General features: G+C 37.4%; 23 protein-coding genes and 1 riboswitch. Of the genes, 21 read left to right on the top strand and 2 right to left on the bottom strand.

Annotated elements, in window-relative coordinates; translation table 11 throughout:
• Nucleotides 1-2: 2 nt before the first annotated feature.
• The 9 genes from resB (at nucleotide 3) to FHY47_RS06570 (ending at nucleotide 12,623) form a co-directional block, all read left to right on the top strand.
• Nucleotides 3-1,661, top strand: a complete 1,659-nt coding sequence (resB, locus tag FHY47_RS06610; RefSeq protein ID WP_066107574.1) for a cytochrome c biogenesis protein ResB — start codon at nucleotides 3-5, stop codon at nucleotides 1,659-1,661.
• On the top strand, nucleotides 1,642-2,820 hold the full coding sequence (gene ccsB, locus FHY47_RS06605; protein WP_066107571.1) for a c-type cytochrome biogenesis protein CcsB: 1,179 nt from the start codon (nucleotides 1,642-1,644) through the stop codon (nucleotides 2,818-2,820). Before resB ends, ccsB begins: the two co-directional genes overlap by 20 nt.
• Nucleotides 2,821-3,158: 338 nt before the next feature.
• The gene (locus FHY47_RS06600; protein ID WP_140461604.1) at nucleotides 3,159-3,878 is read left to right on the top strand and encodes a response regulator transcription factor; all 720 of its coding nucleotides are present in this window, start codon (nucleotides 3,159-3,161) and stop codon (nucleotides 3,876-3,878) included.
• A complete protein-coding gene (locus FHY47_RS06595) occupies nucleotides 3,878-5,650 on the top strand; it encodes an ATP-binding protein (protein ID WP_066107565.1) in 1,773 nt (590 codons plus the stop codon). The genes FHY47_RS06600 and FHY47_RS06595 overlap by 1 nt, the downstream gene beginning before the upstream one ends.
• 388 nt (nucleotides 5,651-6,038) lie before the next feature.
• A complete protein-coding gene (locus FHY47_RS06590; protein ID WP_148629908.1) occupies nucleotides 6,039-6,740 on the top strand; it encodes a GntR family transcriptional regulator in 702 nt (233 codons plus the stop codon).
• A gap of 28 nt (nucleotides 6,741-6,768) precedes the next feature.
• Nucleotides 6,769-7,869 (top strand): mannonate dehydratase, encoded by a 1,101-nt coding sequence (gene uxuA, locus FHY47_RS06585; RefSeq protein ID WP_148629906.1) that lies wholly within the window; start codon nucleotides 6,769-6,771, stop codon nucleotides 7,867-7,869.
• A 97-nt stretch (nucleotides 7,870-7,966) separates the two neighbouring features.
• The gene (locus FHY47_RS06580; RefSeq protein WP_148629904.1) at nucleotides 7,967-9,502 is read left to right on the top strand and encodes an MFS transporter; all 1,536 of its coding nucleotides are present in this window, start codon (nucleotides 7,967-7,969) and stop codon (nucleotides 9,500-9,502) included.
• Between the two features lie 18 nt (nucleotides 9,503-9,520).
• The gene (gene uxaC, locus FHY47_RS06575; protein WP_148629901.1) at nucleotides 9,521-10,954 is read left to right on the top strand and encodes a glucuronate isomerase; all 1,434 of its coding nucleotides are present in this window, start codon (nucleotides 9,521-9,523) and stop codon (nucleotides 10,952-10,954) included.
• Nucleotides 10,955-10,976: 22 nt separating this feature from the next.
• Complete coding sequence (locus tag FHY47_RS06570) at nucleotides 10,977-12,623, top strand: mannitol dehydrogenase family protein (protein ID WP_148629899.1); 1,647 nt, start codon at nucleotides 10,977-10,979, stop codon at nucleotides 12,621-12,623.
• 87 nt (nucleotides 12,624-12,710) lie between these two features.
• Here FHY47_RS06570 and serA read toward each other — a convergent pair whose 3' ends face one another.
• Nucleotides 12,711-14,294 (bottom strand): phosphoglycerate dehydrogenase, encoded by a 1,584-nt coding sequence (serA, locus tag FHY47_RS06565; RefSeq protein WP_066107558.1) that lies wholly within the window; start codon nucleotides 14,292-14,294, stop codon nucleotides 12,711-12,713.
• 383 nt (nucleotides 14,295-14,677) lie between these two features.
• Nucleotides 14,678-14,808, top strand: a riboswitch (FMN riboswitch).
• A 175-nt stretch (nucleotides 14,809-14,983) separates the two neighbouring features.
• Here serA and FHY47_RS06560 point away from each other — a divergent pair.
• Entirely contained in the window at nucleotides 14,984-15,571 is a 588-nt protein-coding gene (locus FHY47_RS06560; RefSeq protein ID WP_148629896.1) for an ECF transporter S component, read from the top strand.
• A 55-nt stretch (nucleotides 15,572-15,626) separates the two neighbouring features.
• On the opposite strand, the gene FHY47_RS06555 is transcribed toward FHY47_RS06560, so the two are convergent.
• Nucleotides 15,627-15,875, bottom strand: a complete 249-nt coding sequence (locus tag FHY47_RS06555) for a ferredoxin (protein ID WP_066107552.1) — start codon at nucleotides 15,873-15,875, stop codon at nucleotides 15,627-15,629.
• A gap of 219 nt (nucleotides 15,876-16,094) precedes the next feature.
• Here FHY47_RS06555 and FHY47_RS06550 point away from each other — a divergent pair, with 219 nt between their 5' ends.
• The 11 genes from FHY47_RS06550 (at nucleotide 16,095) to prsW (ending at nucleotide 26,553) form a co-directional block, all read left to right on the top strand.
• The gene (locus tag FHY47_RS06550; RefSeq protein WP_066107549.1) at nucleotides 16,095-17,150 is read left to right on the top strand and encodes a YpbB family protein; all 1,056 of its coding nucleotides are present in this window, start codon (nucleotides 16,095-16,097) and stop codon (nucleotides 17,148-17,150) included.
• A gap of 2 nt (nucleotides 17,151-17,152) precedes the next feature.
• Nucleotides 17,153-18,628, top strand: a complete 1,476-nt coding sequence (locus FHY47_RS06545) for a RecQ family ATP-dependent DNA helicase (RefSeq protein ID WP_148629894.1) — start codon at nucleotides 17,153-17,155, stop codon at nucleotides 18,626-18,628.
• A 4-nt stretch (nucleotides 18,629-18,632) separates the two neighbouring features.
• Nucleotides 18,633-19,226, top strand: coding sequence for a CPBP family intramembrane glutamic endopeptidase (locus tag FHY47_RS06540; RefSeq protein WP_066107543.1), 594 nt, complete (start codon nucleotides 18,633-18,635; stop codon nucleotides 19,224-19,226).
• Nucleotides 19,227-19,339: 113 nt separating this feature from the next.
• On the top strand, nucleotides 19,340-19,798 hold the full coding sequence (locus FHY47_RS06535; protein ID WP_066107539.1) for a YpbF family protein: 459 nt from the start codon (nucleotides 19,340-19,342) through the stop codon (nucleotides 19,796-19,798).
• Nucleotides 19,799-19,891: 93 nt separating this feature from the next.
• Nucleotides 19,892-20,542 carry a CBS domain-containing protein gene (locus FHY47_RS06530; protein WP_148629892.1) on the top strand — a complete coding sequence of 217 codons (651 nt, stop codon included), beginning with the start codon at nucleotides 19,892-19,894 and terminating at the stop codon, nucleotides 20,540-20,542.
• Nucleotides 20,543-20,625: 83 nt separating this feature from the next.
• Nucleotides 20,626-21,411 (top strand): metallophosphoesterase, encoded by a 786-nt coding sequence (locus FHY47_RS06525; RefSeq protein ID WP_066107533.1) that lies wholly within the window; start codon nucleotides 20,626-20,628, stop codon nucleotides 21,409-21,411.
• Nucleotides 21,412-21,485: 74 nt separating this feature from the next.
• A complete protein-coding gene (locus FHY47_RS06520; protein ID WP_148629889.1) occupies nucleotides 21,486-22,076 on the top strand; it encodes an adaptor protein MecA in 591 nt (196 codons plus the stop codon).
• Nucleotides 22,077-22,339: 263 nt separating this feature from the next.
• Complete coding sequence (locus tag FHY47_RS06515; RefSeq protein WP_066107527.1) at nucleotides 22,340-23,605, top strand: Glu/Leu/Phe/Val family dehydrogenase; 1,266 nt, start codon at nucleotides 22,340-22,342, stop codon at nucleotides 23,603-23,605.
• A 181-nt stretch (nucleotides 23,606-23,786) separates the two neighbouring features.
• Nucleotides 23,787-24,761 carry a YpdA family putative bacillithiol disulfide reductase gene (locus tag FHY47_RS06510; RefSeq protein ID WP_066107522.1) on the top strand — a complete coding sequence of 325 codons (975 nt, stop codon included), beginning with the start codon at nucleotides 23,787-23,789 and terminating at the stop codon, nucleotides 24,759-24,761.
• A gap of 37 nt (nucleotides 24,762-24,798) precedes the next feature.
• Nucleotides 24,799-25,764 carry an asparaginase gene (locus FHY47_RS06505; RefSeq protein ID WP_066107519.1) on the top strand — a complete coding sequence of 322 codons (966 nt, stop codon included), beginning with the start codon at nucleotides 24,799-24,801 and terminating at the stop codon, nucleotides 25,762-25,764.
• A gap of 108 nt (nucleotides 25,765-25,872) precedes the next feature.
• The gene (prsW, locus tag FHY47_RS06500) at nucleotides 25,873-26,553 is read left to right on the top strand and encodes a glutamic-type intramembrane protease PrsW (protein ID WP_066107516.1); all 681 of its coding nucleotides are present in this window, start codon (nucleotides 25,873-25,875) and stop codon (nucleotides 26,551-26,553) included.
• Nucleotides 26,554-26,664 lie beyond the last annotated feature (111 nt).

Here is a 26,664-nt window from a genome sequence, read left to right as displayed (position 1 = left end):
GGATGAAGGAAATAACTTGTGAATGTGGTCATGTTAATCCATATGGAACGATATTTTGTGAAGCATGCGGTAAGGTGCTCAATAAGGAAGAAGAAGAAAAAAAATTATTGGATATGAAATATGAAGGCAGTGCCAGAAGATCGCAAACCTACAATAAATCAGTAGTTGATAAGATTTGGAATTTTTTCTCATCCGTAAAGGTTGGCGTAACCTTAATCATTCTTCCATTAATTGCAGCTTCTATCGGTACCATCTTCCCGCAAGAAATGTATATTCCAAATGGAGAACCCGCTGAAACGTTTTATGAAAGTAAGTACGGCTGGTTTGGTGAAGTGTATTATGAGTTAGGATTACATAATTTATATAGTTCATGGTGGTTTTTACTGTTAGTGTCCCTCTTAGGAGTTTCACTTGTTATCGCCAGTCTTGACCGCTTTATTCCGCTATTCAGAGCTTTAAAGAATCAGAGAGTAATCAGGAATGAGGGTTTTTTACGCAGACAGCGGATTTTTGGTGAAGCTGATATAGCAGAGGAAAAAGAAAACTATGAATTAATCAAAACGAGATTAAAAGAAAAGCGTTATAACATAAGAGAAGAGAACGGCAATATTTTAGCAGAGAAGAACCGTTTTTCGAGGTGGGGTCCTTATGTTAATCATATAGGCCTGATCATTTTCTTAATTGGCGGAATGTTGCGTTTTATTCCAGGGATGTATGTGAATGATTACCTCAGAATTCAAGAAGGTGAAAAGAAAGCTGTACCTGGAACGAATGGTGAGTACTTTGTTGAAAACCATAAATTTACTGTAGAAGTTTATGATAAAGATAAGGAAAAAGAAGAGTTTGAGGCAACGCTTGACCGGGTTGGTACGGTCGTAAAAAATTATCAAACAGATGCCACTCTTTATCAAGCGGTAGGGGATACCTTGCCAGGGGAAGAAGTAAAGCTTGAAAAAGTTAAAGATTATCCGATACGTGTAAATGAACCTTTGAAATTTGATTCCTTTGCTTTATATCAAACATCCTACGAGGAAAACATGACTAAAATGTCATTCACCTTAATTGATAAAGCAACTGAAAAGGAGCATGGCAACTTAACCGTTGATTTGAATAATCCGAAAGATAGCTATGACCTGGGTAATGGGTACTCCGTGCACCTGGAGAGTTATTTTCCTGATTTTGAATTTAATGAGAATGAGCAGCCGACAACAAAGAGTCGATTTCCAAATAACCCTGCGTTTATCTTCAAAATGGTATCACCAGAGCATCCAGAAGGAGAAGTTAGCTTTGTTGCGATTAAACAAACCCTTGAGCCTTTGGGTGAGACCGAATATAAACTTAAATTCAAAAATATAGAGACAGGTTTTGCAACTGTATTAACAGTACGTAAAGACCTAACTTTATGGGTACTTGCGCTCGGAGGGCTTATCTTTATGATTGGCGTTATACAGGGGGCTTATTGGAATCATAGGCGTATTTGGATTCAAAAGAGTGGGGATAAAATATTTGTGGCCGCTCATACGAATAAAAACTGGTTTGGTATCAGGCGGGAGATTAATGAAATATTAGAGGGGACTTCTATTCCATTACCGTATGATCAAGCCGAAGGGGAAGAGATTCAAGAAAGAGGGGGAAAACAGAGTGGCGACTTTAAGCAGTAATTTGCTATATATTGCTTTTGTGCTGTACTTAATAGCAACTTTTGTATTTGCGGGATCCATAAAAGGTAAGAACGATAAGTGGAGTTATGAAAAATGGGCAAAAGCTGGAATTATTATCACTATTATTGGATTTATTGCACAGCTGGGTTATTTTATCACACGTTGGATAGTGTCAGGACATGCTCCTGTCAGTAATCTATTTGAGTTTACAACATTCTTTGGAATGATGTTGGTTGGAGCATTTATAATGATTTATTTCATATATAAAACAGCCATTCTGGGAGTATTCGCGCTTCCGATTGCGCTGTTAGTTATTGCGTATGCCAGCATGTTTCCACGGGATATCTCGCCGCTTATTCCGGCATTAAAAAGTGATTGGCTGTATATACATGTTACTACTGTAGCAGCGGGAGAAGCTATTTTAGCAATAAGTTTTGTGGCCGGATTAATTTATCTGATACGGGCTGTTAAACAAACGAAAGCATCAAAAAGTACGTTTTGGCTGGAAGCCGTTTTATTAGGATTAATTTGTACGATTGGTTTTGTTGTATCTACTACTATGTTTTCTATAGCTGATTATAAAACTGAATATACTTGGGTCAATAAGAGCGGTGCAGAGCAAACAGAGGAATATAATATGCCGGCGTTGTTTGTCCCGAAGGAAGCAAAATTGGTTTCCGGTACAGGGATGGATCCGTTAATTGAATTGCCATTAATAATCAATTCAAAAAAACTGAATACAGTAGTTTGGTCCATCATGATAGGTGTCGTGCTATATGGAGTGCTGCGTTTAATTTTACGTAAGCGTATAGGAGCAGCTATACAGCCGTTGGCAAAATCAGTGAATTTAGATTTACTTGACGAGGTTGGATACAGATCCATTCTAATCGGATTCCCTGTATTTACTTTGGGAGGGTTGATATTTGCCATGATTTGGGCCCAAATAGCCTGGTCAAGATTTTGGGGTTGGGATCCTAAAGAAGTATGGGCTTTAATTACATGGCTATTTTATGCAGCATTTCTGCATCTGCGCATATCGAAGGGGTGGCATGGCGAAAAGTCAGCCTGGCTTGCAGTTATAGGATTTATTATCATTATGTTTAATCTTATCGCGGTGAATTTAATTATCGTTGGATTACACTCATATGCTAGCAATTAAGAAAAAAGAGGACTTCCAAGTATGGAAGCCCTTTGTTCTTAACTCTTCTTTAGAAAATCAGGCTTAAGCTATTAACTGCAATTATATTCCGATTTATGATGCTTTTACTATTTTTAAGTTGGATGACAACTGAATAGGAAGTTAGGCAAAATCTTATATTAAAAAAATCTGGTTGTATGATAGATATTATTTTTCTATAAATTTAACTTTATAGAATCGCTTTATTTATGTAAATATTCACTTTTCTATTCCTAAATATTTAGTATGCATGTATAATAAAACTGATATCGTGGATAAATTTGTATCGTTATTAGTTAATGCTTAAGGAGGTCCGGGTGATGGAAGAGAACAACATACGATTGCTTATAGTAGATGATGAGGACCGTATTAGAAGACTATTGAAAATGTATTTAGAGCGCGAAAAATATACAATTGATGAGGCTGCTAATGGGGAAGATGCTTTAGAACTTGCTTTGGCGAATGATTATGATTTAATCCTTCTGGATTTGATGATGCCTGGCAAGGATGGAATTGAGGTTTGTAAAGAACTGCGTGAAAAAAAGGCAACACCTGTTATTATGTTGACTGCTAAAGGTGAAGAAATAAACCGAGTGCAAGGTTTTGAAGCAGGCACGGATGATTATATCGTAAAGCCTTTTAGTCCAAGGGAAGTAGTCTTACGAGTGAAAGCATTGTTAAGAAGGTCATCGAAAAATTCCTATATTCAATCAGAGACCTCAACTAAAGATGTTGTCGTCTTTAATCATCTAACGATCGATAATGATGCGCATAGAGTATTGGCGGACGGTGTAGAGGTTGCATTAACACCTAAAGAATATGAACTATTATACTATCTCGCTAAAACCCCGGATAAAGTGTATGATCGGGAACAATTGCTAAAAGAAGTTTGGCACTATGAATTCTTTGGGGATTTACGTACCGTTGATACACATATTAAAAGATTAAGAGAAAAATTAAATAAAGTATCTGAGGATGCAGCTAGAATGATTGTAACCGTTTGGGGTGTTGGTTATAAATTCGAGGTAGTCAACGACTAATGTTTTGGAAAAGTGTAGTCGGGAAACTTTGGATGACCATTATTTTGCTGTTTTCCTTCGTTCTATTCATCTTAACTGTATTACTGCTGGAGTTTTTCCATAATCAAAGTATGGAGGAAGCTAAATCTTCTTTGTTTCGAACAGCCAAACAAGTTGAAATGATTTTAGAGGAACATTCAGATATCGAGCAATCAACACAAATTGTTTGGCAAATCATCGATCCGAATAAGGATATTGTTATTATTTTAGATGATACCAATATATACAGCAGTTTGAATGATTTGAATAAGAAAGAAGTCTATCAACTCTTTTCTCGTGATGAAACCTTAAAAAAGTCATTAGTGAATGATAGACAAGTTTCAGAAACCACTTATCTATCGTCTATTTTGGGCGGGGATAATGTTACTCAGGGTACAATTGTCGGAATTCCAATCACTAATGACGGAATGGATGGCGCCATCTATGCATTTCAGTCTGTAGACTCGAGTGAGAGTACAAACGCACAAACGACAATCTTCATCTTGATAGCTGTCGGGATCGGGATTGTTTTAACGACGATTTTTGCGTTCTTCCTGTTATCAAGAGTGACTGCTCCGCTTAGAAAAATGAGGGAAGCAGCATCTGAATTGGCCAGAGGAAAATTTGACATGAAGGTTCCCATTTTAACAAACGATGAGATTGGCGAATTGGCGATTGCATTCAATCAAATGGCACGGCAGCTGAAGTATAATATGACGGCATTACAGCAGGAGAAAGAGAATTTATCGAATATTTTAATTAATATGGCTGATGGAGTGATCATGTTTAACAGAGACGGTGAAATTCTTGTAACGAATCCTCCAGCAGATGACTTTTTAAGGTATAGTTTTTTGGATGAAACCAATCAAAAAAAACAGTCTGGAAACCAAGTCCCTGATGCATTAAGCGATTTATTCCTCGAGGTTAAGGGAACGGGAAAAGCTAAAATAGCCGAGATTACCACGCAGGGGCACGATTGGGTAATACTTATGAATCCCCTTTACCGTCAAAATGATATCCGTGGAGCTGTAGCTGTATTAAGGGATATGACGGAGGAACGCCGGCTTGATAAGATGAGAAAAGATTTTATTGCCAATGTATCGCATGAGCTTCGTACGCCTATTGCTATGCTTCAAGGATATAGTGAAGCAATTATAGATGATATTGCGGAAACAGCAGATGAGAAAAAAGAAATGGCACAGGTCATATATGATGAATCATTAAGAATGGGACGCTTGGTTAATGAACTCTTAGACTTGGCTCGAATGGAAGCAGGACATCAGACTTTAAATATTGAGGAAGTAGAAGTTGGCAGCTTTCTTGGTAGAATATCGAAAAAGTTCCAGCGGGCAGCTCAGGAAAAAAATGTTGATGTCTATACAACCCTTGACCATCCTGAGGCGCTTGTTGAGCTGGACCCTGACCGCATTGAACAGGTATTCACCAACTTGATTGATAATGCCCTGCGCCATACACCTGGGGGAGGTGAAGTGCAAATTATCCAAAGAACATTGGATAATGGTACTCAATTTGACGTGAAGGATTCTGGTGTAGGTATTTCTGAGGAAGAGCTGCCTTTTGTTTTCGAAAGGTTTTACAAGGTTGATAAAGCAAGAACAAGAGGGAGATCTGGCACAGGACTTGGCCTTGCAATAGCAAAAAATATTATTCATGGTCATGGCGGTAAAATAGATGTCTACAGCAAGGTTGGACAGGGTACGACATTTACATTTTTCCTGCCAGCGAAAAAGTAGAATTAAGAAGATAATTCTTGTTACACAAGGAACTGTTTGATGAAAGCATATCACTTAGGTGATGTGCTTTTTTGCATTCTGATACTGGACATTTTATAGGAGAGCTATTGAATCCTGTTAGTGGTATTTAACATTAAAAACTCTACGGAACGGTGTACAAGCACTTTTAGACTTTAATTAAGAGATTTGGATGTTTTCGGTGTATAGTAACCATTTATTTTTAATTAAAGAAAATATTGCCAAAGGACACCCTCTACCTTATAATGGAATTGAAACTACCATATTAGTATATTAATATGGTGCGAAAATATGGAAAGGAGGTACGTTGTAGATTCTCTCTTTTGATATACCAAGTTCAATGTATAAAAAGAAAGAGGAATTAAAATGTATGAATAAAACATTAAATGCAAAAGAATTTGCTTATGACGTAATTAAAAATGAAATTTTAAAATTAAAACTAATACCTGGAACTAAAATATCCGAAAAAACAATGTCCGAACGTTTGAATGTAAGCCGTACACCGATAAGGGAAGCCTTTTTAAAATTAGCACAGGAAGAGCTTTTAACCATTATCCCGCAAAGTGGCACATTTGTTTCCTTAATCAATATGGAGCTTGCGGAAGAAGCAAGGTTTGTCCGTGAGGTAATTGAGACAAAAATCGTAGGGCTATGCTGTGAAAATATCCTGGACGAATCTTTAATCCGTCTGGAGATCAACTTAAAAATGCAAGAGAAGCTGGTTCGAAATCCTTCTGAGAAGGAGCAGATTGAAAAATTCCATGACTTGGATGAAGGCTTTCATAAAGAATTATTTATAGCATGTGGAAAAGAGCGTACATGGAAAATGATTCAAGATGTGGCAGGTCATTTAAATCGGTTTAGATTATTGAGGCTTGTTGATACAAAAGATTTGGATTGGGATGTCTTGTTAGCTCATCACCGAGACATTTATCAAGCTATTTCAACTAAAGATAAAGAAAAAGCAGAGGTACTCATGGGAGAGCATATGAGATTGATGTTATCTGAAAAAGATATTTTGCTCCAGGAATTCCCTAATTATTTTTACTCACAGGTTTACAGTATAGGATAAAACAAGACCAAATAGAGGAGTGGACTATATGCAAATGACATTTCGTTGGTACGGAAAAGGGAATGACTCCATTACATTGAAACAGATCAGGCAGATACCTGGAATAAAAGGAATTGTTTGGGCTTTGCATGATGTACCTGCTGGTGAGATTTGGCCGCTCGAGCGGATTGAAGAAGTAGTCAAGCAGGCAAATGAGTACGGATTAAATACCGAAGTCGTTGAGAGTGTGAATATTCACGAGGATATTAAACTCGGATTGCCATCACGAGACCATTATATTCAGATGTACAAAGAAACATTGAAAAATTTAGGGCAATTTGGCGTGAAAGTCGTCTGTTATAACTTTATGCCTGTATTTGATTGGTTTCGGACGGATCTATTTAAAGAAATGGAGGATGGTAGCACTGCTTTATTCTTCGATGCCCAAAAAGTCCGTGCTTTAACACCAGAACAAGTCGTGAAAGATATTGAGGAAAATACGAAAGAGTTCACTCTTCCTGGCTGGGAACCTGAGAGATTAAAAGATTTACAGCATCTCTTTAACTTGTATAAGGACATTACAGAGACAGATTTATTAGAGAATCTGACTTACTTTTTGAAAGAAGTATGTCCAGTTGCAGAAGAGTACGGTATTAAAATGGCTATTCATCCGGATGATCCTCCATTCTCTATCTTTGGTTTACCACGCATAGTGAAAAACAAAGAGGATATTCATAGATTACTGAGTGCTGTAGACAGTCCATCAAATGGATTTACTTTCTGTTCTGGATCATTAGGCGGGAATCCTGCTAATGATTTGATTGATATTGTACGTTCCTTTGCATCACGGATTTATTTTGCTCATATTCGTAATGTTAAACATTATGAAGATGGCAGCTTTATTGAATCCTCCCACCGGGAAGCAGATGGTTCTTTACCAATGAATGGAATAGTGAATGCCATGTATGAAAGCGGTTTCGGTGGATATATTCGTCCCGATCATGGCAGACATATTTGGGATGAAGTATGCAGACCTGGATATGGCTTATATGATCGAGCATTAGGAGCAATGTATTTACAAGGAGCCTGGGATACCAATGTCCTTTTAAAAAATGAATCATTCTCTTCAAAAAAGCAGCAAACCGTTTAAGGATTGTCAAACTATCTTTTCTTTTGTGAATTAAGTTATGAAAGCGTTTTTTTTTGATGTTTGTTAGATAACTAAACAAATGTAGGAGGGCATATAAATGCCAAGTAAAGATAAGAATATTACGCTGAGGACGAGTGTTGGCTTTGGGTTAACTGATATGATGGGTGGAGGAGCATTTACGATTATTGGGGCATGGATGCTCTTCTTTTTCACAACATACGCAGGTCTTTCACCAGTGGAAGCTGCTTCGATTATTGCCATAGCCCGAATTGTGGATGCTGTAATCAGTTTATTTGTTGGCAGCTTTTCAGATAACTTTTTTAAATTTAAATTGGGGAGAAAATTTGGACGGCGTCGATTTTTCTTACTCATAGGTTCTCCGTTAATGCTTGTGTATGCCTTACTTTGGGTAAACGGCATGAACTTCTATTATTACCTGTTTACATATTTAGCATTTGAGATTATTGCGGCCTTTGTTTTAATTCCGTGGGAAACATTGCCTTCGGAAATGACGACCGATTTTAATAAGAGAACAAAGTTGTCAACAGCCCGCATGTTTATTTCAGGTACTGGTACATTTTTAGCTACCTTTATCCCAGGCCAATTATTCGGCATTTTGGGTGAGGATAATCCTAATGCATTTTTGATTAACGGAATCTTTTTTGCGGTTCTATTTGCTGTCTGTGTATTTATATCCTTCCAATCTACATGGGAACGTGAAGTGCCACCAGAGGTAATGGAGCAATTTGCTAATCAAAAGAAAGAGCGTAAAAGTATCGCGGATAATTTGAAAGCGGTTACTAAAACGCTGGGTGATTTTGTTTCTACTTTTAAGGTGAAAAGCTTCCGAAAACATTTGTTGATTTATATTTGCTCGATGACAGCAAAAGATGCATTTAATGCAGTGTTTGTTTTCTATTGTGTGTATGCGTTAAGCAGCACATCAGAAGTTGCGGCTAACCTTCTTTCTTTTAGTATCATTGGGATACCTGGTGCCATTATTTATGGATTTTTGATGATCAAGATTGGTCCGGCTAATTTAGCTAAAATTTCCTATTCATCAATGATTCTGTGTGTATTTGGCTATGTCGCTGTTTATTTCCTTCAACCAAGTAATTTGATGCTAACTTTAATCGTTATTTCTTTCATCTATCAAATTGGAAGAAGTATGCTGGAATTTGTCCCTTGGAATATATTCCCGTTTATTCCTGATGTTGATGAAATGATTACTAAACAAAGACGTGAAGGGATTTTTGCATCTGTTATGACATTTTTTAGAAAGTCCTGTGTAGCACTTGCTACATTCATAGTAGGGGCAGTCTTAGAAGCTGGAGGTTTTGACCAAAAAGCAACTACTCAACCGGATAGTGCGGTTTATACGATTATTGGCATCTTGTTAGTCGGAGTCGTTGGGCTGCTTCTTGTATCCTTAATTGCAGCCTTCACATTTAAATTAAATAAGGAGACACACGGTATTCTTGTAGATGAAGTTAACCGTTTGAAAAATAATGGAAGCAAAGATGATGTGGATCCAAAAACGAAAGAAGTCGTCGAAACATTAACAGGTTATAAGTATGAAAAGCTTTGGGGTGGACATACACCAGACGATTTTCCGCAAGTTAAGATTAATTAGAGAAATGGGGCAATTTATATGAAGGCTTTTATGGATAAAGATTTCTTACTGGAAACCAAAACAGCAAGGACCTTATATCACGATTTTGCTGCTAGAATGCCAATCTTTGATTATCATTGTCACTTAGATCCCTCTGAAATCTATGAAAATAAAACATATAAAAATATCACTGAATTATGGCTTGGCGGCGATCATTATAAATGGCGTGCGATGAGAGCGAATGGAGTAGAGGAGTATTACATTACAGGGGATGCGGATGACTATGAAAAGTTTGTTAAATGGGCCGAAACCATTGAAAAGTTAATCGGTAATCCTCTTTATCATTGGACACATCTAGAGTTGAAACAATATTTTCAGGTAGAAACCATTTTAAAAAGGTCAACTGCCAAACAAATCTGGGATGCCTGTAATAAAATCATTCAAGAACCGAACTTTTCTGCAAGAGGGTTAATCAAACAATCCAATGTGGTGTTAATAGGAACCACAGATGATCCGATTGATGATTTGCGCTATCATAAATTGCTCCAGGAGGATCAAGATTATGGGACAACTGTATTACCTACCTTTAGGCCAGACATGATTATGGCTATTCATCACTCACAGTCATGGGCAGAGTATGTGGGCAAGCTAGGGCAGGTAACAGGGATAGAAATAACGGGTTTTGATAAATTAATGGAAGCTACCGAGAAGCGAATGGATTATTTTTCTGAAATGGGCTGTAAATTGTCTGATCACAGTATCGAGCCTATTGTCTATGAACCTGCTACTATACAGGAACTGGATGCTATTGTATCCAAGGCTTTTGATAATGAGCCTTTGTCCGAAAAAGAAAATAATCAATTTTTAACAAGCTTATTGATTTGTCTTGGAAAAGCTTATCACAAAAGAGGCTGGGTCATGCAATATCATCTGGGAGCATTAAGAAATGTCAATTCACGGATTTATCGTGCGATTGGCCCAAATGTCGGGGTGGATTCCTTCAGGGATGGGGCGATTGCTGAGCCTCTCTCCAAGTTGTTGGATGAGATGGATCAGATGCAACAGCTCCCTAAAACCATATTATATGGGCTGAATTCGAAGGATAATGAAGTGCTGGCAGCAATAGCTGGTAATTTTCAAGAAGGTGGAATCCCATCCAAAGTTCAGTTTGGCTCAGCATGGTGGTTTAATGATCATATAGATGGCATGGTGGCTCAAATGAAAGTTCTCGGGAATCTTGGTCTACTCTCCCGATTTGTCGGAATGCTGACAGACTCCCGAAGTTTTTTATCCTACAGTCGCCATGAGTATTTTAGAAGAATCTTATGTAATATGCTTGGCCAATGGGTTGAAAATGGTGAATATCCCGATGATATCGAATGGCTGGGTCAAATCGTTGAGGATATATCCTATCATAATGCTGAAGGATACTTTGATTTCAATCTAAAACAATCACGAGTGCCATTAACCTAACAAACAGAAAGGAGGATGACATTTGCTAATACTAAAAAAAGATCAACTAAAAAATAATAAAGATCAATTCGAAGAGATTGGTATAAAAACTCCTGGCTTTGATTTTGAAGATGTTTGGGAAAGGACGAAAAAAGAGCCAGCTTGGTTACATTTCGGGGGAGGGAATTTATTTAGAGCATTTCATTCTGTGCTGCAGCAACGGTTACTAGAACAGAAAGCTACTGACAAAGGGATTATTGTTGCCTCCACACTGGATGATGAATTAATTAAAAAGATTTATCATCCGTATGATAATTTAAGTCTTGATGTCGTTATGAAAGCAGACGGATCATTTAATATGGAAGTGATTGCGAGCGTAGCTGAAAGTATTGCCACCTATGAAAAAGAGTCGGCATGGGAGCGCTTAAAAGAGGTTGCACGCCACCCGGCGCTCCAATTGATTTCTCTTTCCATCACGGAGAAAGGGTATGATTTAAAAGATATAAATGGCGAAATTCGTAAATCGGCTCTATCAGAAATTAAGCAAGGCTTTGACCAGCCTAGCCGACATACGATGATTTTGCTGACATCCCTTTTATATGATAGATACTTAAACGGCAAAGCTCCGTTAGCACTTCTAAGCACAGATAATTTCTCTCATAACGGAGATAAACTGAAAGAGGCTATTCTCATTGTTGCGCAAATTTGGTTTGAGAATGGTGTGGTTGAGCAAGGATTTATCGATTATTTAAACGATACAAAAAAAATTACATTCCCATGGAGCATGATTGATAAAATAACACCTCTTCCCTCTCAATCAGTACAAGAGAAGTTGATAAAAAGAGGATTTGGAAGTGCTGAGCTTATTCAAAAGAGAGAGAATGGACCGTTCGTTGCGCCATTTGTTAATACAGAAGAATCTGAGTACCTAGTGATTGAGGACAACTTTCCAAATGGGAGGCCGCCGTTGGAGGAGGCAGGTGTTTACTTTACAGAACAATACGTCGTGGATCTCGTTGAGCGAATGAAGGTATGTACGTGTTTAAATCCTCTTCATACTGCACTGGCCATCTTTGGTTGTCTGTTGGATTATACTTCAATTGCTGATGAGATGAAGGATGAGGATCTGCAGGCTTTAGTGAAGGGAATTGGGTATGATGAAGGGATGAAAGTTGTAACTAATCCGGGAATCATCGATCCGATGGAGTTTATTAAAGAAGTTATTGAGGTTCGTTTTCCTAACCCTAATAATCCCGATACACCTGGGAGGATCGCTACAGACACTTCGCAGAAATTAGGAATCCGATTTGGGGAGACTATCAAATTATATGCCGAAAGGAATGACCTTCAAATAACTGATTTAACATTTATTCCTTTAACGATTGCGGCTTGGTGCCGGTATCTACTTGGTGTGAATGATGCTGGTAAAAAAATGAACATCAGTCCTGATCCTATTTTAGAAGATTTGCAGCAGTATCTTCATGGAATCGAGTTCGGCCAACCTGAATCAGTCAGTAACCACTTACAGCCTATTCTTTCAAACGAAAGAATTTTTGGGGTGGACTTGTACGAAGTTGGCTTAGGAAATACAATCGAAGAATTTTTTAAGCAACTGATTGGGGGACCCGGAGCTGTAAGAGAGACATTGCATGAGCAAATCCAAAAACATGAGAATAAAGTGGCTTATTGAACTGAGACTAAGTAATTTTAATAGAATATAAGAGGAAAGGGCATCGATAAGCTAAGCCAGCTTATGAGATGCCCTATTCTTATTATTCTATGCCTCACTCAAATTAATTGCTTTGGCGACGGATATTTCATCATTGCCGGCAAGTTCATTTATGACGGAATGAGGAATTTTTTCATCAAACGTAAGGATCATAATGGCTTCACCGCCGGCTTCTTTCCGTCCTACCTGCATGGTGGCAATATTGAGATTAAGATCGCCGAGTTTTTTACCGACAATGCCAATCACGCCTGGTCTGTCGTGGTGCTGGATATATAGGATATGGCCATCAGGGTAAAAGTCGATTTTGAAGTCATCGATGGCAATGATACGCGGCCCATATTCTTTTATATAGGTTGCTTTCATTTCAATTTGTCTGGTATCGCCTTTAATTCTTACCGTTATACTATTTGAATAACCATATGTTTCGTTTGAGATTTTTTCACCTATAGTGATGGAACGTTCCTTAGCGTATAACAAGGCATTTACTTCGTTGATGGTGACATCAGCCCGTTCTTTAAAAAATCCAGAAACAAGTGATTTTGTTAAAATTGATGAATCAAAATCAAAAGCATCACCGCCATATGTAATGGAAATTTCTTTTATGCCTTCGTTTATATATTGTGATAGGAAAGAGCCAAGTTTTTTCACTAATTGATAATATGGCTGTATTCTATTAAATAATTCAGCAGGTATAGCTGGTAAATTGATGGAGTTTGACACTGGTATTCCATCCACAAATGAGACTACTTCTTTTGCCACCTGCTTAGCCACATTTAATTGCGCTTCAGCAGTGGACGCTCCAAGGTGAGGTGTGACAATGATTTGATCCAAGGACAATAATTTATTATTCACCGGAGGTTCTTCTACAAATACATCCAGTGCAGCTCCGGCTACTTTTCCCTCAAGAACCGCATCATATAAAGCGTCCTCGTCAATTATGCCTCCTCTGGCACAGTTGATCAGATAGACACCGTCTTTGCATTTATGTATTGTATTTTTGTTTAATAAGCCTCTTGTATCCTTATTTAATGGGGTGTGGACGGTGATGAAATCAGATACTTGAAGCAGGTTATCGAGTGAACCGACCGTTATGCCTAATTCTTTTGCCCGATCTGACGTAATGAAAGGATCAAAGGCAAAAATATTCATCTGAAAAGCTCTCGCCCGCTTGGATAATTCAGTACCAATTCTCCCCATACCAACGATTCCTAACGTCTTACCTTTTAATTCAGCTCCGGCAAAGCGATTTCGCTCCCAAGCACCATTTTTTAAAGATTGGTGAGCCTGAGGAATGTTTCGGGCCAGGGATGCCATCATGGCAAAAGTGTGTTCAGCGGTAGAAATTGTATTGCCATCCGGTGCATTGACCACAATGATTCCACGACTTGTACAGGAAGGAACATCTATATTGTCGATCCCTACGCCAGCCCGGGCTACAATTTTTAGGTTTGTCATTTTTTGAAGTAAATCATTTGTTACTTTTGTAGCACTTCTAACTAAAAGTGCATCAAACAGATGCAATTCACTGCTTACTTCATCTATCTTTTTTTGGACAACCTCGATGTCATTCCTGCCAATGAATGGTGTTAAACCATCTGGCTTTATTGAATCAGCTATGAGCACTTTAAACAATCTTGTCACCATCCTGTAGAAGTATTTAATCTTGTTTCCACTCTACAAGACTTATAATCTGTGTGTCAATCAAGATTCAACATTGCAAGCGCTTACTATTTTAAAATTTTGGAAAAGTCTAATTTTTGTTGCCGGCAGATACTAAAAAGACTTCATTTTCTATAATTTAGACGGCTTAGTTGGTTCGAGGAAAATAGAGGTGAGGCCATTAATTTATGAATTTTTTACAAATATATATTTTTTGATCTATTTATATAGTGATTCTAATCTCTTGTATTATTTAGTTTATTGGGATAAAATCAATATAGAAATGGTCTAGTTAAATTTACAGGTGGAATGTCTAGCCTGATTATTTTCTTAAGCCATTTTACCAATTAAATACGGTCTATCTTCGGGGCAGGGTGTAATTCCCTACCGGCGGTGATGATGTATAATCTAAGCCCGCGAGCCTGTAAAGGCAGGATTTGGTGTGATTCCAAAGCCGACAGTATAGTCTGGATGGGAGAAGATGGAGGTCTCTGTTAACGTTCAAAAAACAATCTTTCATGAACGTTTGTTTCACATTGCCTTTTCTCCCTTTATCTAATAAAGATAAAGGGATTTTTTGTGGCATGGCTTCATGATTGACGTTTTAGGCAGAGCCTTTCTTCTGGAAGAGGTAGTACCAAAACCTAAAGGAGAGAGGAATAATGAAAAGCAGTGGTGTAAGTAAGATTCAAAAAATGGTTACGATTGGGATGTTGGGTGCGATTGGATATGTTTTGATGATTATAAACTTTCCATTCCCAGGTTTTCCGGCATTTCTCCAAATTGATTTCAGTGATATTCCAGCCTTAATTGCGGCCATCATTTTTGGGCCGATTGCGGGTATCCTGGTTGAATTATTAAAAAATATTTTGGATTACATCATGACAGGAAGCGATACAGGAATTCCAGTTGGTCATTTTGCTAACTTTATCGGAGGCGTCGCGTTTATCCTTCCAGCCTACTATTTTTATAAAAAAATCGGCACTAAAAGAGGCATGGTATACGGACTAGTAGGAGGCACAATCGTATTAGCTGTATTTATGAGTCTTGTCAATTACTTCATTTTACTGCCAAGCTACAGTGTGTTAATGAATTGGAACATGTCTGGTACAGAGATTCGAGCAATGATCACCACGGCGATCATTCCTTTCAATTTAATAAAAGGAACCTTAATAGCCATTGTATTTATGCTGTTATTCACTAAAATGCAGGGCTGGTTTTCGAAGCAATCTGTAGTGCGAAATGTATAAAATAGATTAAATAAAAGCCTCTGCGAAACCGCAGAGGCTTTTATTAATGGGGAGACTATTCGAATTTTAATGCGTCTCCATCAAAGGATTCGTCAGCAACTTTAATAGAATCTGTTGGGCATCCTTCGAAAGCATCCATCATGTCATCAAGCAGAACATCTGGAATTTCGACAATACCTTGGTTATCATCTAAAGTAACAAATGCAATACCTTCATCATCATAATCGTAAATATCTGGAGCTGCTGCTCCGCAAGCACCACAAGCAATGCAAGTTTCTTTGTCAACAATAGTAAATTTAGCCATGCTAAATACCTCCCAGGTAAAAAAATATATATTTTGATACCGAACTGGATATCAAACCCCTCACCTTATTGTAAAACTCATGGTATAACTTTTCAATAGCCAATATTTCGCGTGTTTTTAGCGAATAAAGGAAAAATAGGCTATTGAATTTTAAGCATGAGGGTACAACTATTTGGTAAGATAAAAAGTGTCAGACATGTAGGATAAAGGGGTTAAAACATGATTATACCATATTTTGACGGATTAATACTGTATTTAATAAATGCATTAAAGGGGCAAAGAACAGTATATTCCCCTTTACATATACTTAATGGGAAAAAATCCTCTCAGCCCATTCAAGATGCTCGTTTGTTTAATATATCTCGGTTTTTTGGCGTACTTCCAAAGTTAAAAAGAGAGACTTGGGATCAAAAGATTATTGAATTAACCAAAAAAGGATATATAAAAGAAACAGGTATTAATACCTATGTCTGTACGCAGCATGGTAAACAAGCACTTTCCTTTTGGGAAAAGGATTATCCTCAGTTAACTAACCTGGATGGTCGTACCTTTCAAGATGCAGCTCATGGATTTTGGATGAGGCTGCAATTATTGGTACAAACGTCGTCCTGTTTGCTAAATGGCAATCATTCTTTCATTGCGGTTTCCCGTAATCAAGAGGAACAACTGTTAGTGAAAAAATTATTTAAAAAGATTCCTCTCTCTTCAATGGAATTGGCCCAGCTTCTATATCAGGAGCTTGATGATTTATTAAGTAATGTAAATGAAGCCGGAGCAGAATTAATTGTTTCAGCCTTCTCAGGTCACCAGCATGCGGGTTTGACAATCGAACAGGCTGCACGAAAGCTTAATATAGATGTATTTTATGCGAGACTTCTCTTTTGGGATACTATTCATTATATGCTTAAAGCCAGTGTTCAGTCTCCTTATATACTATTGAAAGAACTTGTGCTTATAGGTAAACCTGTTCAATCTCTTTTAACTGCTTCTACGCAAAGAACATTAAAAATGCTGCAAGCCGGGATGTCCAAAGAAGAAGTAGCAGCCGTACGGAATTTAAAAACGAATACGATTGAAGATCATCTTGTTGAAATCGTTTCAAACGTACCTGATTTTCCGATAGATGATTTTGTAAGTGCAACAGAGAAAGAACAAATCAAACAGGCCATTGCTACTAATGAAACAAAACAGTTAAGATCTTTAAAAATGGTCCTTCCATCTGAGATAACTTATTTTAAAATCAGGCTCGTTATGGCAACTATAAAGGAAGTGTAAGTATGCAGCCGCTAGAAGCTCAATTAGAAAAAATGTTCGGATTCCAAACGTTTCGAACTGGACAGAAGGAAGTGATAGAATCCATTATCACCGGCAAAGATACACTTGCTATGCTGCCAACTGGGACCGGTAAAACCTTGTGTTTTCAGATGCCCGGATACTTGATGGATGGATTGGTTATTATCATTTCACCATTGTTGGCTCTTATGCAAGATCAGGTAGAACAAATGAAGGCGAAAGGCGAAAAAAAGGTTGCCTCCTTAAATTCATTTTTAACCCTGCAGGAACGGGATATGGTGCTGAGGTCATTATCATTATTAAAATTTTTATATATCTCGCCAGAAATGCTGCAATCCAGATTTATTTTAGATAAATTAAAAAAGCTCAACATTGCATTGTTTGTTGTAGATGAAGCGCACTGTATATCACAATGGGGTTATGATTTTAGACCGAGTTATTTGCAGCTCGGCCGTATTAGAGAAGAACTGAATAACCCATTGACCTTAGCTTTAACAGCTACTGCTACTCCTGAGGTTCAAGAGGATATTTTAAAAAATTTATGTATGGAGGATGCGGCGAGAGTAATCCATAGTGTGAACAGGGAGAATATCAGTATCCTGGTAGAAGAAGCCGCTGATTATCAGCATAAGCTTCAAATTTTAATTGATGCACTGAATAAAGTGCCAGGTGCAGGGGTTATATATGTATCCAGCCGAAAACTTGCTGAACAATTAAGTGGATTTCTACTAGAAAAGGGCTTTGATGGTGTTGCTTATTATCATGGCGGTATGGAAACTAGTGACCGAATCCTGATTCAGCAGCAATTTTTATCTGGGCAGTTAAGAATCATCGTGGCCACCAATGCATTTGGTATGGGGATTAATAAAAATGATATACGATTTATTTTACATGTAAACATGCCGTTGAGTGTGGAGGCATATGTACAGGAAATAGGCAGGGCTGGAAGAGATGGATTGCCGGCAGTGGCCATATTGTTATATTCAGAAGGAGATGAATGGCAAGCTTCCCATCTGATTGAAAGAGATTTTCCAATTCGTTCAGAAATTGAATGGGTTATTCATCATGAGGCCTCCAATCTTACAGCTGAGGAGTTTATTGGTGATGACAAAATAGAACGGATAAAAGAATTAAATAAGGCTTTATTAAAGGGGAATATTCTTGACCCCTATGAACGAATTGAGCGAATAGATGTAGAACTGGAAAATCGAAAAAAAGAAAAACTCATGAAATTATATCTATTGAAAAAATGGATTCTTTCCACTGAGTGCAGAAAGAGCAGCATCGCTTCCTATTTTAATCAGGAGCTACAGAATAAAACAAAGACTTGCTGTGACCGGTGTGGAGCAACACTGGATGCACTTATCGCTATCCTTCCAAAACAACGGCAAGACATTCCTCGGGAAGATCAAAATTGGCGTATGCAATTGAAACAATTATTTACTGGAAGGGCAGAGTAAACAAATGAAAAATAAACAGGCAGAGCTCGTGAGTCAGTTAAAGGATGAAGAACTATACAAGGCATTGATTCAAACTCAATTGCTTTTGCTTATAATCTCCTCTTTTTTGGGGATATGGGTCTTTGATGATATACAGGAGTTTTTATTGTTATTTGATTTTCAAGATTGGTCTATCCTTCTTATAGGAATCCCAGCAGGATTGCTGGTAGTTCTCTACGACTTACTTTCGATGAGGTATCTTCCCGAGAGATACTTTAATGATGGCGGAATCAATCAACGTATTTTTAGTTCTCTCAATGGACGGCAACTAGTCTTTATTGTCCTTTTAGTTTCTATCAGTGAGGAATTATTATTCAGGGGAATCATTCAAACATATGTTGGTTTATGGATGGCCAGCCTCATATTTGCACTAATCCATATAAGGTATTTATATAATGTATACTTGTTTGTGAATATCTTACTGTTAAGTTTCTTTATTGGGTTTATCTATGAGTGGACAGGCAATTTATTTGTTACAATCGCGATGCATTTCACCATTGATTTAATCCTTGGATTTGTCATAAATAAGCAAGCTGGCAAGGTAAAAGCAGTCTTATAATAGATTTAGTAAAAGTAAGCATGTATAGGGAACGGGTAAATAAATAATGGACAAGAATTACATAATTGACCGCTTCTTTTCATAAACATGATTATGAAAAGGAGAGGTGGTTTATGGAAGCGTATATCAATGATTTGGACGAACATACCGATGAGGCTACAAAAATAATGCTCAACAATGTGGTGAAAAGAAAACGCAAGTTCGATCATTATAAATCCCGTCATTTTTTATTTATTTACATTACATTAGGTTTAACAGCAATTCTAGTTGTTTATGTATATAAGAACATTATTCCTCTTTATTCTTATTCTTTTATGTCCATGTATAACTATTTTTTTGACAATGAGTTTATCATTCTCTGTATGCTAATGCTTGCCTTTATGTATGGAGGGATGCTTTATTACAAAAAAAAGATGGACAAGGCAGAAAAGGAATTTCACGCACTGCGATGTGAGATTATAGATAGGAGTAAGGATCTATGGAAAAATGATGTAGCTTGGAAAAATAGACATATCCTCTTTAATAAATTTAAAGATTTATATGATATTAATCTTTTTCACGAAAATAAATAATTTTTCACAAAATAGGCAGGTAAAGTCTGAGATTTGTCGAATAAGTATCAATTATAGGGAATGTTTATACTAGATTGCGGTGGGGGTGCTTTGATGTTTGTAAAGAATATCATGATTTCAAAATATCATTGTCATACGGTTTCTTACAATGATACTCTTCAAGAGGTTTTCTCGGTGCTGGATGAACATCAAATTGAGGGAGTGCCAGTTCTTAAAGGAAATAAGTATATAGGTACGATCACAAGGTATCGAGTATACAAAGCAGCCTTCTTATCAGAGCTGCCGAGAGATATTTTTTTAAAGGAAACAAAAGCAGAATCGATCGCTGAGGTAAACAAAACATTAAAAGAAGACGAAATATACGAAAATATATTTTTGGACTTAAAAGAGATACCTTTATTAGCCGTAGTGGATGATTACGAGTATTTCCATGGCATTGTTACGCGCTATGATATAATTGAACAATTCCAGAGTACCTTTGGCGTTCATGTACCTGGTGTGAGGATAGCATTAACTACAGTCGAAACCAAGGGGCGTATTGCCAGGTTAACTGAGATTGCAAGGCAATATCAGCAACAAATAATTTCATTAGTTACCTTTGATGAAACCGATAAACTTTTAAGGCGCATTGTCATTAAAGTAGTGAAAGCGCCGAATGTAGATAAATTTATCCGTAAATTAGAGGAATCAGGCTTTAGAGTCTTGCATATTGATGAAAAAGTTTTGCATATTGATAAAAAATAAAGATATAAATAAATGTAGAGCTAGTCATTTATTAGGCTGGCTTCTTTTAGTTATAAGATATAAAGGATTGAAAGGGAGATACTATGGCAGTGCTGTTCTTTTTTGGTTTATTAATTGCTTTATGTGTGTGCTTACTCATATATATGTACAGGCTTGCGCATCAGGACCGAGTGATTGATCATACGTTTGAATTCAGTACATTTCCAAGTGATGAGACCATCACAATCTTTTTTATTTCAGATATACATAGGCGGGTCATCAGTAATGAAATTATTGGGCAGGTAAAAGGGAAGGCTGATTTTGTTTTAATTGGCGGTGACCTAGCTGAAAAAGGGGTACCGCTAGATAGAATAAAAGAAAATTTAACTAAATTAAAAAGTGTAGGTCCTGTTTATTTCATATGGGGTAATAATGATTATGAAATAGATAGACATGAACTGGATGCACTTTTTGTAGAGTTGGATATCCATGAATTACTAGATACAAGCGTACTGTTTGAAACAAAGGATGGCGGTAAAATACGCCTGCTTGGAATTGACTTTTATGATGAAGAGGAACAAACGGGGCGGCTTGATTTGGCAATGGAAGAAGTGGAATCTGACAGTTTTAGAATTCTAGCCAGTCATACTCCGAAAATTGAAAAGGAAATTGAGAAATCATATGGAATTGATTTAGTATTGAGCGGCCATACACATGGGGGACAAATTAGGATTTTTGGAATGGGCAGATATAAATTGGGCGGCGTCAGCGAGAGGAATGATACGACCATCCTAACAAGTAATGGATATGGAACAAGCTTACTTCCGCTGCGATTAATGGCAAAACCTGAGACTCATTTAATCCATTTAAAGAAGTTAACTCCTTCATGATTTTAAAACAAGGTACCGACTGTGACTCCCTTCATACAATGGAATGGAGAGAGTAGCTACAGGAGGATTTTTTCATGAAGCTTAAACAAATCAATCCGACATTGTTCAAACTATTTATTCCCTACGATGAATTGGAAGACAGAGGTGTTACCTGTCAGGTGCTAACCAGTCATTCGGTGGAAACCCATAGCTTTTTTTATCATATTATTCAAGAAGTGCTTGAAGAATGTGGGAATTTGGTTGCTGGATTTTTTCAGATGGATGTATACTCTTATCCATGCTACGGAATCTATATAATTTTAAAAAGGGATGCGTACAATTTAAACGAAGATCTCGAAGAAGAAGAAGAAATAGAAGGGTACCTATCTGTTAATATAATGAAGCGAGATCAAGTCATATATGAATTTGCGGAGTTTGATGATGTGGTACAAGCTTGCAGAATTATAAAGACTAGCTGGAATGTGAAAGGAATCCTTTATTTTTGGAAGTCCAAATACTATTTAGAGATAAAAGAAGATACTCTTATAAACAAAGCAACTCTTATGTCTATTCTTTTGGAGTTTGGAGAATTCTCGACCTTGAGTAAAGAATACCTGTCGGATTACGGACACAGGATAAGTAAAGAGAATATAATTACTATTATAAAAAAATATTTCCTATCATAATCGCATCTAAAAGATGTGGTTATTTTTATTTAATCTAAGCGTGTTTATAAAGGCCAAAACAGTACTCTTGCACTTTCCAGGCTTTATTAAGTATACTGAATTTATAAAAGCGAATAATAAATCTGAATATTTTTTCAAAAATTTTTGTTTTGTAATTTTTAACCCTATTATTCTATTATTTCACTTTCCAGACAATTGCCAAAGTTGTATACTTATGCTGGTAGGAAAATATTACTTATTATACATCTGTAGGAGGTACTATAATGACAGCCGACCATCATTCCACTGAGGACAAACTAGATGTTTTAAAATCGACTCAGACTGTCATCCATAAGGCTTTAGATAAGCTTGGATATCCAGAAGAGGTATTTGAATTATTGAAGGAACCGCTTCGTATGCTAACTGTGAAAATCCCTGTTAAAATGGACGATGGTTCTGTAACGGTTTTCACTGGTTATCGTGCTCAACATAATGACGCTATAGGTCCGACAAAAGGTGGAATTCGTTTTCATCCTAATGTTACAGAGAATGAGATTAAAGCTTTATCCATATGGATGAGTTTGAAATGTGGCATTGTAGACTTACCGTATGGAGGGGCAAAAGGCGGTATCATATGTGATCCGCGCAATATGTCTTTTCGGGAATTGGAAAGGCTTAGCCGTGGATATGTCAGGGCGATAAGCCAATTGGTCGGTCCTACAAAAGATATCCCGGCACCGGATGTTTTCACCAATTCACAGATTATGGCCTGGATGATGGATGAATACAGTCGTATAGATGAATTTAACTCTCCGGGATTTATTACCGGTAAACCGCTTGTTCTTGGCGGTTCACATGGCAGGGAATCAGCCACTGCCAAAGGGGTAACTATTTGTATCCATGAAGCGATTAAAAAACGTGGAATGGATTTAGTAGGAGCGAAAGTTGTTGTCCAAGGCTTTGGAAATGCAGGAAGCTTTTTGGCAAAATTCATGCATGATGCCGGTGCCAAGGTAATCGGTATTTCAGATGCAAATGGGGCTTTACATGATCCCGATGGCCTTGATATTGATTACTTGCTGGATCGTCGAGACAGCTTTGGTACAGTAACCAACCTATTCACGAATACGATAACCAACCAAGAATTACTTGAACTGGAATGTGATGTTTTGGTACCTGCCGCAATTGAAAATCAAATTACAGACGAAAACGCTCACAATATACGAGCGAAGATTGTCGTTGAAGCTGCTAATGGTCCAACCACTTTGGAAGGAACGCGTATTCTAACAGATCGCGGTATACTGTTAGTACCGGACGTTTTAGCTTCTGCCGGTGGTGTTACAGTATCTTATTTTGAATGGGTACAGAATAATCAAGGATACTATTGGACTGAAGAAGAAGTTGAGGAAAAATTACAAAAAGTAATGGTTAAATCATTTAATACCATCTACGATACAGCTCAATCCCGCCGTGTAGACATGCGCCTCGCTGCCTATATGGTTGGGGTACGGAAAATGGCCGAAGCATCGCGTTTCAGAGGCTGGATTTAATACTGCAAACAATAAGAAAGTTTTCTGTCCCTCGTGAGATAGAAAACTTTTTTGCATGTGGTGGATGAGTTTAGGTTCTAAAAATGTTATTCTAAAAGGGTTATTTAAATATTCATTGAGAAGTACTAGATACTACATACAAATTGAAATTCCAGTTTACGGTTATTTGGAGGAAAGAAGTATGCACTATGAAGAAGCAATTGTGATTGGCGGCGGACCATGTGGTATGTCAGCTTCCATTAGTTTAAAGGAAATTGGTAAAAATCCATTGATTATTGAAAAGGGGAATATTGTTAATTCGATTTATCATTACCCAACACATCAAACCTTTTTCTCAACCAGTGAGAAATTAGAAATTGGGGATGTCGCTTTCATTACTGAAAATCGGAAACCTATCCGACTCCAGGCATTAACATACTATAGAGAAGTAGCGAAGAGGAAGAATCTCAGAATAAATACATATGAATGTGTGGAAGTAATAGAAAAGCAGAAGAATGGATTATTTAGAATAAAAACAACCAAAAATGAATATGAAACACCATACTGTATCATTGCAACGGGCTATTATGATCAACCAAATATGATGAATATACCAGGTGAAAATTTGGATAAGGTATACCATTATTTCAAAGAAGGACATCCTTTCTACGATATGGATGTGGTTGTGATCGGTGGCAAAAATTCAAGCGTAGATGCTGCGCTAGAGCTTGTAAAAGCGGGAGCAAGAGTAACAGTCATATATCGGGGAAATGTTTATTCAAAAAGCATTAAACCTTGGATTTTGCCCGAGTTTGAATCATATGTCCGCAACGGAATTATCAAAATGGAATTTAATTCAGTCGTAAAAGAGATTAAAGAGCAAACTGTCATTTATGAAAAAGAGGGGCAAATAATCGAAATACAAAATGATTTTGTTTTTGCTATGACAGGGTACCATCCGGATTACAGCCTTCTAACCAATGTAGGTGTTGAAATACAAAGTGATACAGGGAAACCAATGATTGATGAGCAAACAATGGAAACAAACATAGAGAACCTATTTGTGGCTGGTGTGATTGTGGCCGGAAATAATGCTAATGAAATTTTTATTGAGAATGGAAGATTTCATGGTGGACAAATAGCAAATGCGGTAAAAGATAAGGAAGGGTTGGAGTAGCATTAAGAATGCTTGATTACTTGTTAAGAGGTGTAAAATGAAGAAAATTTCACTAATTACGACTGGTGGAACGATTGCCAGTAAAGAAATCTCTAAAGGACTTCTGAATTCGGGTGCTATGAGTGGTGAGGAATTAGCAGCACTCTGTCAGTTGCCGGAGGGTTTCGATATAAAAATTATAGATTTAATGCAAAAGCCTTCCATGCATATTGGTTTCGAAGATATGGTTTTAATAAAAGAAGCCATTGAAAAGGAATTGGAGGATGAAGGAGTTTGTGGAGTGGTAGTCACTCATGGAACGGATTCGTTAGAGGAAACGGCTTATTTTCTTGATCTAACAACTAAAGATCCAAGACCAATAGTGGTAACAGGCTCACAGCGCTCCCCTCAGGATGTCGGAACCGATGTATATTCCAATTTACGGAATTCAATCTATGTAGCCGCAAATCAACACTTAAAGCATAGCGGAGTTTTGGTTGTCTTTAATGAGCGGATATATTCTGCAAGATACGTGAAAAAAGTCCATGCTTCGAATCTCCAGGGCTTTGAATCATTTGGTTATGGATATCTTGGAATCATCGATAATGATGTAGTCAGCGTCTATCAAAAGCCGATCTATAATGAATCTTACAAAATCGGTCCGGAAATACCGCGCGTTGATATCGTAAAATGCTATACAGGTGCAGATGGGATTATGATTGATGCCGCTGTAAATGCCGGCGCACGTGGAATTGTGCTAGAAGGAGTCGGCCGTGGGCAAGTAACACCTTTAATGGTCAACTCAATCCAATCTGCTTTGGATAACGGGATAACAATTGTTATCAGTACAAGTGCGGAAGAAGGAAAAGTGTATCCTGCCTATGGATACCACGGCAGTGCGCATGACCTGCAAAATAGGGGTGTGATTCTAGGTGAGGATTATGACAGCAAGAAGGCAAGATTGAAATTGGCCATATTATTATCCAATGGTAATGTCGATATCAAGGCTGCGTTTAAGTTGTAGGGTTCGAATTACACTAATCACATGAAAGCTGTGAGAATTCTTGATTTTCTTTTTTTTTCGTCCGTGTTACGATTAAAGGACGAAAGAGTAAAAAAGAGAGGGTAATCCATGTTAAATATATTAACAGCGGGCGTTGCACCTGGTATAGCCTTGCTAATTTATTTTTACCTGAAAGATCAATATAACACTGAGCCTGTATCAGTTGTATTTAAAGTATTTATCTATGGTGCGTTATTTGTCATACCTGTTATGTTTATTCAATATGTCATCCAGGCAGAAGGGCTTTTTCTTTCTGTTTGGGCTGATGCCTTCTTTGAAAAGGGAATGGTAGAAGAGCTGATTAAGTGGGCTTTATTCCTTTGGTTGATCTATGGCCATGTTGATTTTGATGAACCCTATGATGGAATTGTTTATGGAGTTTCTATTTCTTTGGGGTTTGCAACATTGGAAAATATCCTCTATTTATTTTCGAATGGGCTTGAATATGCATGGGGAAGAGCGATGTTCCCTGTTTCAAGTCATGGACTGTTTGGGGTCATCATGGGCTTTTATTTTGGGAAAGCCAAATTCCAAACCCAGCCCAGGTTAAAGCTGACTTATATGCTGACAGCCTTGTTCATTCCGATTGCCTTGCATGGTTCCTTTAACTATATATTGATGGAGCAGGAAAAATGGTATGTATATTTAATTCCATTTATGTTCTGTCTATGGGGTCTCGGACTTTGGAAAGTAAAAAAGGCAAGAATTTTAACAGAAAAGGCTTTTAAACAGTCATTTGAATCAGTTTAATAAACTGTAAACTGCAGTAAAATAGAAACAAACACTAAATCTAAATCTGCTTCTTTTTAGGAGTAGATTTGATTAGGGTTTGTTTTTTTTATTTTAAAGGATGTTTTATCT

Origin of the sequence: Bacillus sp. E214, from assembly GCF_008087365.1 — a bacterium.
Taxonomy (GTDB): domain Bacteria; phylum Bacillota; class Bacilli; order Bacillales; family Pradoshiaceae; genus Pradoshia.
The sequence above is the reverse complement of the archived record's forward strand: the minus strand, read 5'-3'. Positions and strand labels throughout refer to the sequence as shown.

Coding starts and splice junctions, on each gene's coding strand:
- FHY47_RS06520 (WP_148629889.1), top strand. CDS start 21,486: ATGAAGCTTAAACAAATCAATCCGACATTGTTCAAACTATTTATTCCC.
- FHY47_RS06525 (WP_066107533.1), top strand. CDS start 20,626: ATGGCAGTGCTGTTCTTTTTTGGTTTATTAATTGCTTTATGTGTGTGC.
- FHY47_RS06535 (WP_066107539.1), top strand. CDS start 19,340: ATGGAAGCGTATATCAATGATTTGGACGAACATACCGATGAGGCTACA.
- FHY47_RS06600 (WP_140461604.1), top strand. CDS start 3,159: ATGGAAGAGAACAACATACGATTGCTTATAGTAGATGATGAGGACCGT.
- FHY47_RS06530 (WP_148629892.1), top strand. CDS start 19,892: ATGTTTGTAAAGAATATCATGATTTCAAAATATCATTGTCATACGGTT.
- FHY47_RS06505 (WP_066107519.1), top strand. CDS start 24,799: ATGAAGAAAATTTCACTAATTACGACTGGTGGAACGATTGCCAGTAAA.
- FHY47_RS06590 (WP_148629908.1), top strand. CDS start 6,039: ATGAATAAAACATTAAATGCAAAAGAATTTGCTTATGACGTAATTAAA.
- FHY47_RS06510 (WP_066107522.1), top strand. CDS start 23,787: ATGCACTATGAAGAAGCAATTGTGATTGGCGGCGGACCATGTGGTATG.
- FHY47_RS06550 (WP_066107549.1), top strand. CDS start 16,095: ATGATTATACCATATTTTGACGGATTAATACTGTATTTAATAAATGCA.
- prsW (WP_066107516.1), top strand. CDS start 25,873: ATGTTAAATATATTAACAGCGGGCGTTGCACCTGGTATAGCCTTGCTA.
- FHY47_RS06560 (WP_148629896.1), top strand. CDS start 14,984: ATGAAAAGCAGTGGTGTAAGTAAGATTCAAAAAATGGTTACGATTGGG.
- resB (WP_066107574.1), top strand. CDS start 3: ATGAAGGAAATAACTTGTGAATGTGGTCATGTTAATCCATATGGAACG.
- FHY47_RS06555 (WP_066107552.1), bottom strand. CDS start 15,875: ATGGCTAAATTTACTATTGTTGACAAAGAAACTTGCATTGCTTGTGGT.
- FHY47_RS06545 (WP_148629894.1), top strand. CDS start 17,153: ATGCAGCCGCTAGAAGCTCAATTAGAAAAAATGTTCGGATTCCAAACG.
- uxaC (WP_148629901.1), top strand. CDS start 9,521: ATGAAGGCTTTTATGGATAAAGATTTCTTACTGGAAACCAAAACAGCA.
- FHY47_RS06595 (WP_066107565.1), top strand. CDS start 3,878: ATGTTTTGGAAAAGTGTAGTCGGGAAACTTTGGATGACCATTATTTTG.
- uxuA (WP_148629906.1), top strand. CDS start 6,769: ATGCAAATGACATTTCGTTGGTACGGAAAAGGGAATGACTCCATTACA.
- FHY47_RS06540 (WP_066107543.1), top strand. CDS start 18,633: ATGAAAAATAAACAGGCAGAGCTCGTGAGTCAGTTAAAGGATGAAGAA.
- FHY47_RS06515 (WP_066107527.1), top strand. CDS start 22,340: ATGACAGCCGACCATCATTCCACTGAGGACAAACTAGATGTTTTAAAA.
- FHY47_RS06580 (WP_148629904.1), top strand. CDS start 7,967: ATGCCAAGTAAAGATAAGAATATTACGCTGAGGACGAGTGTTGGCTTT.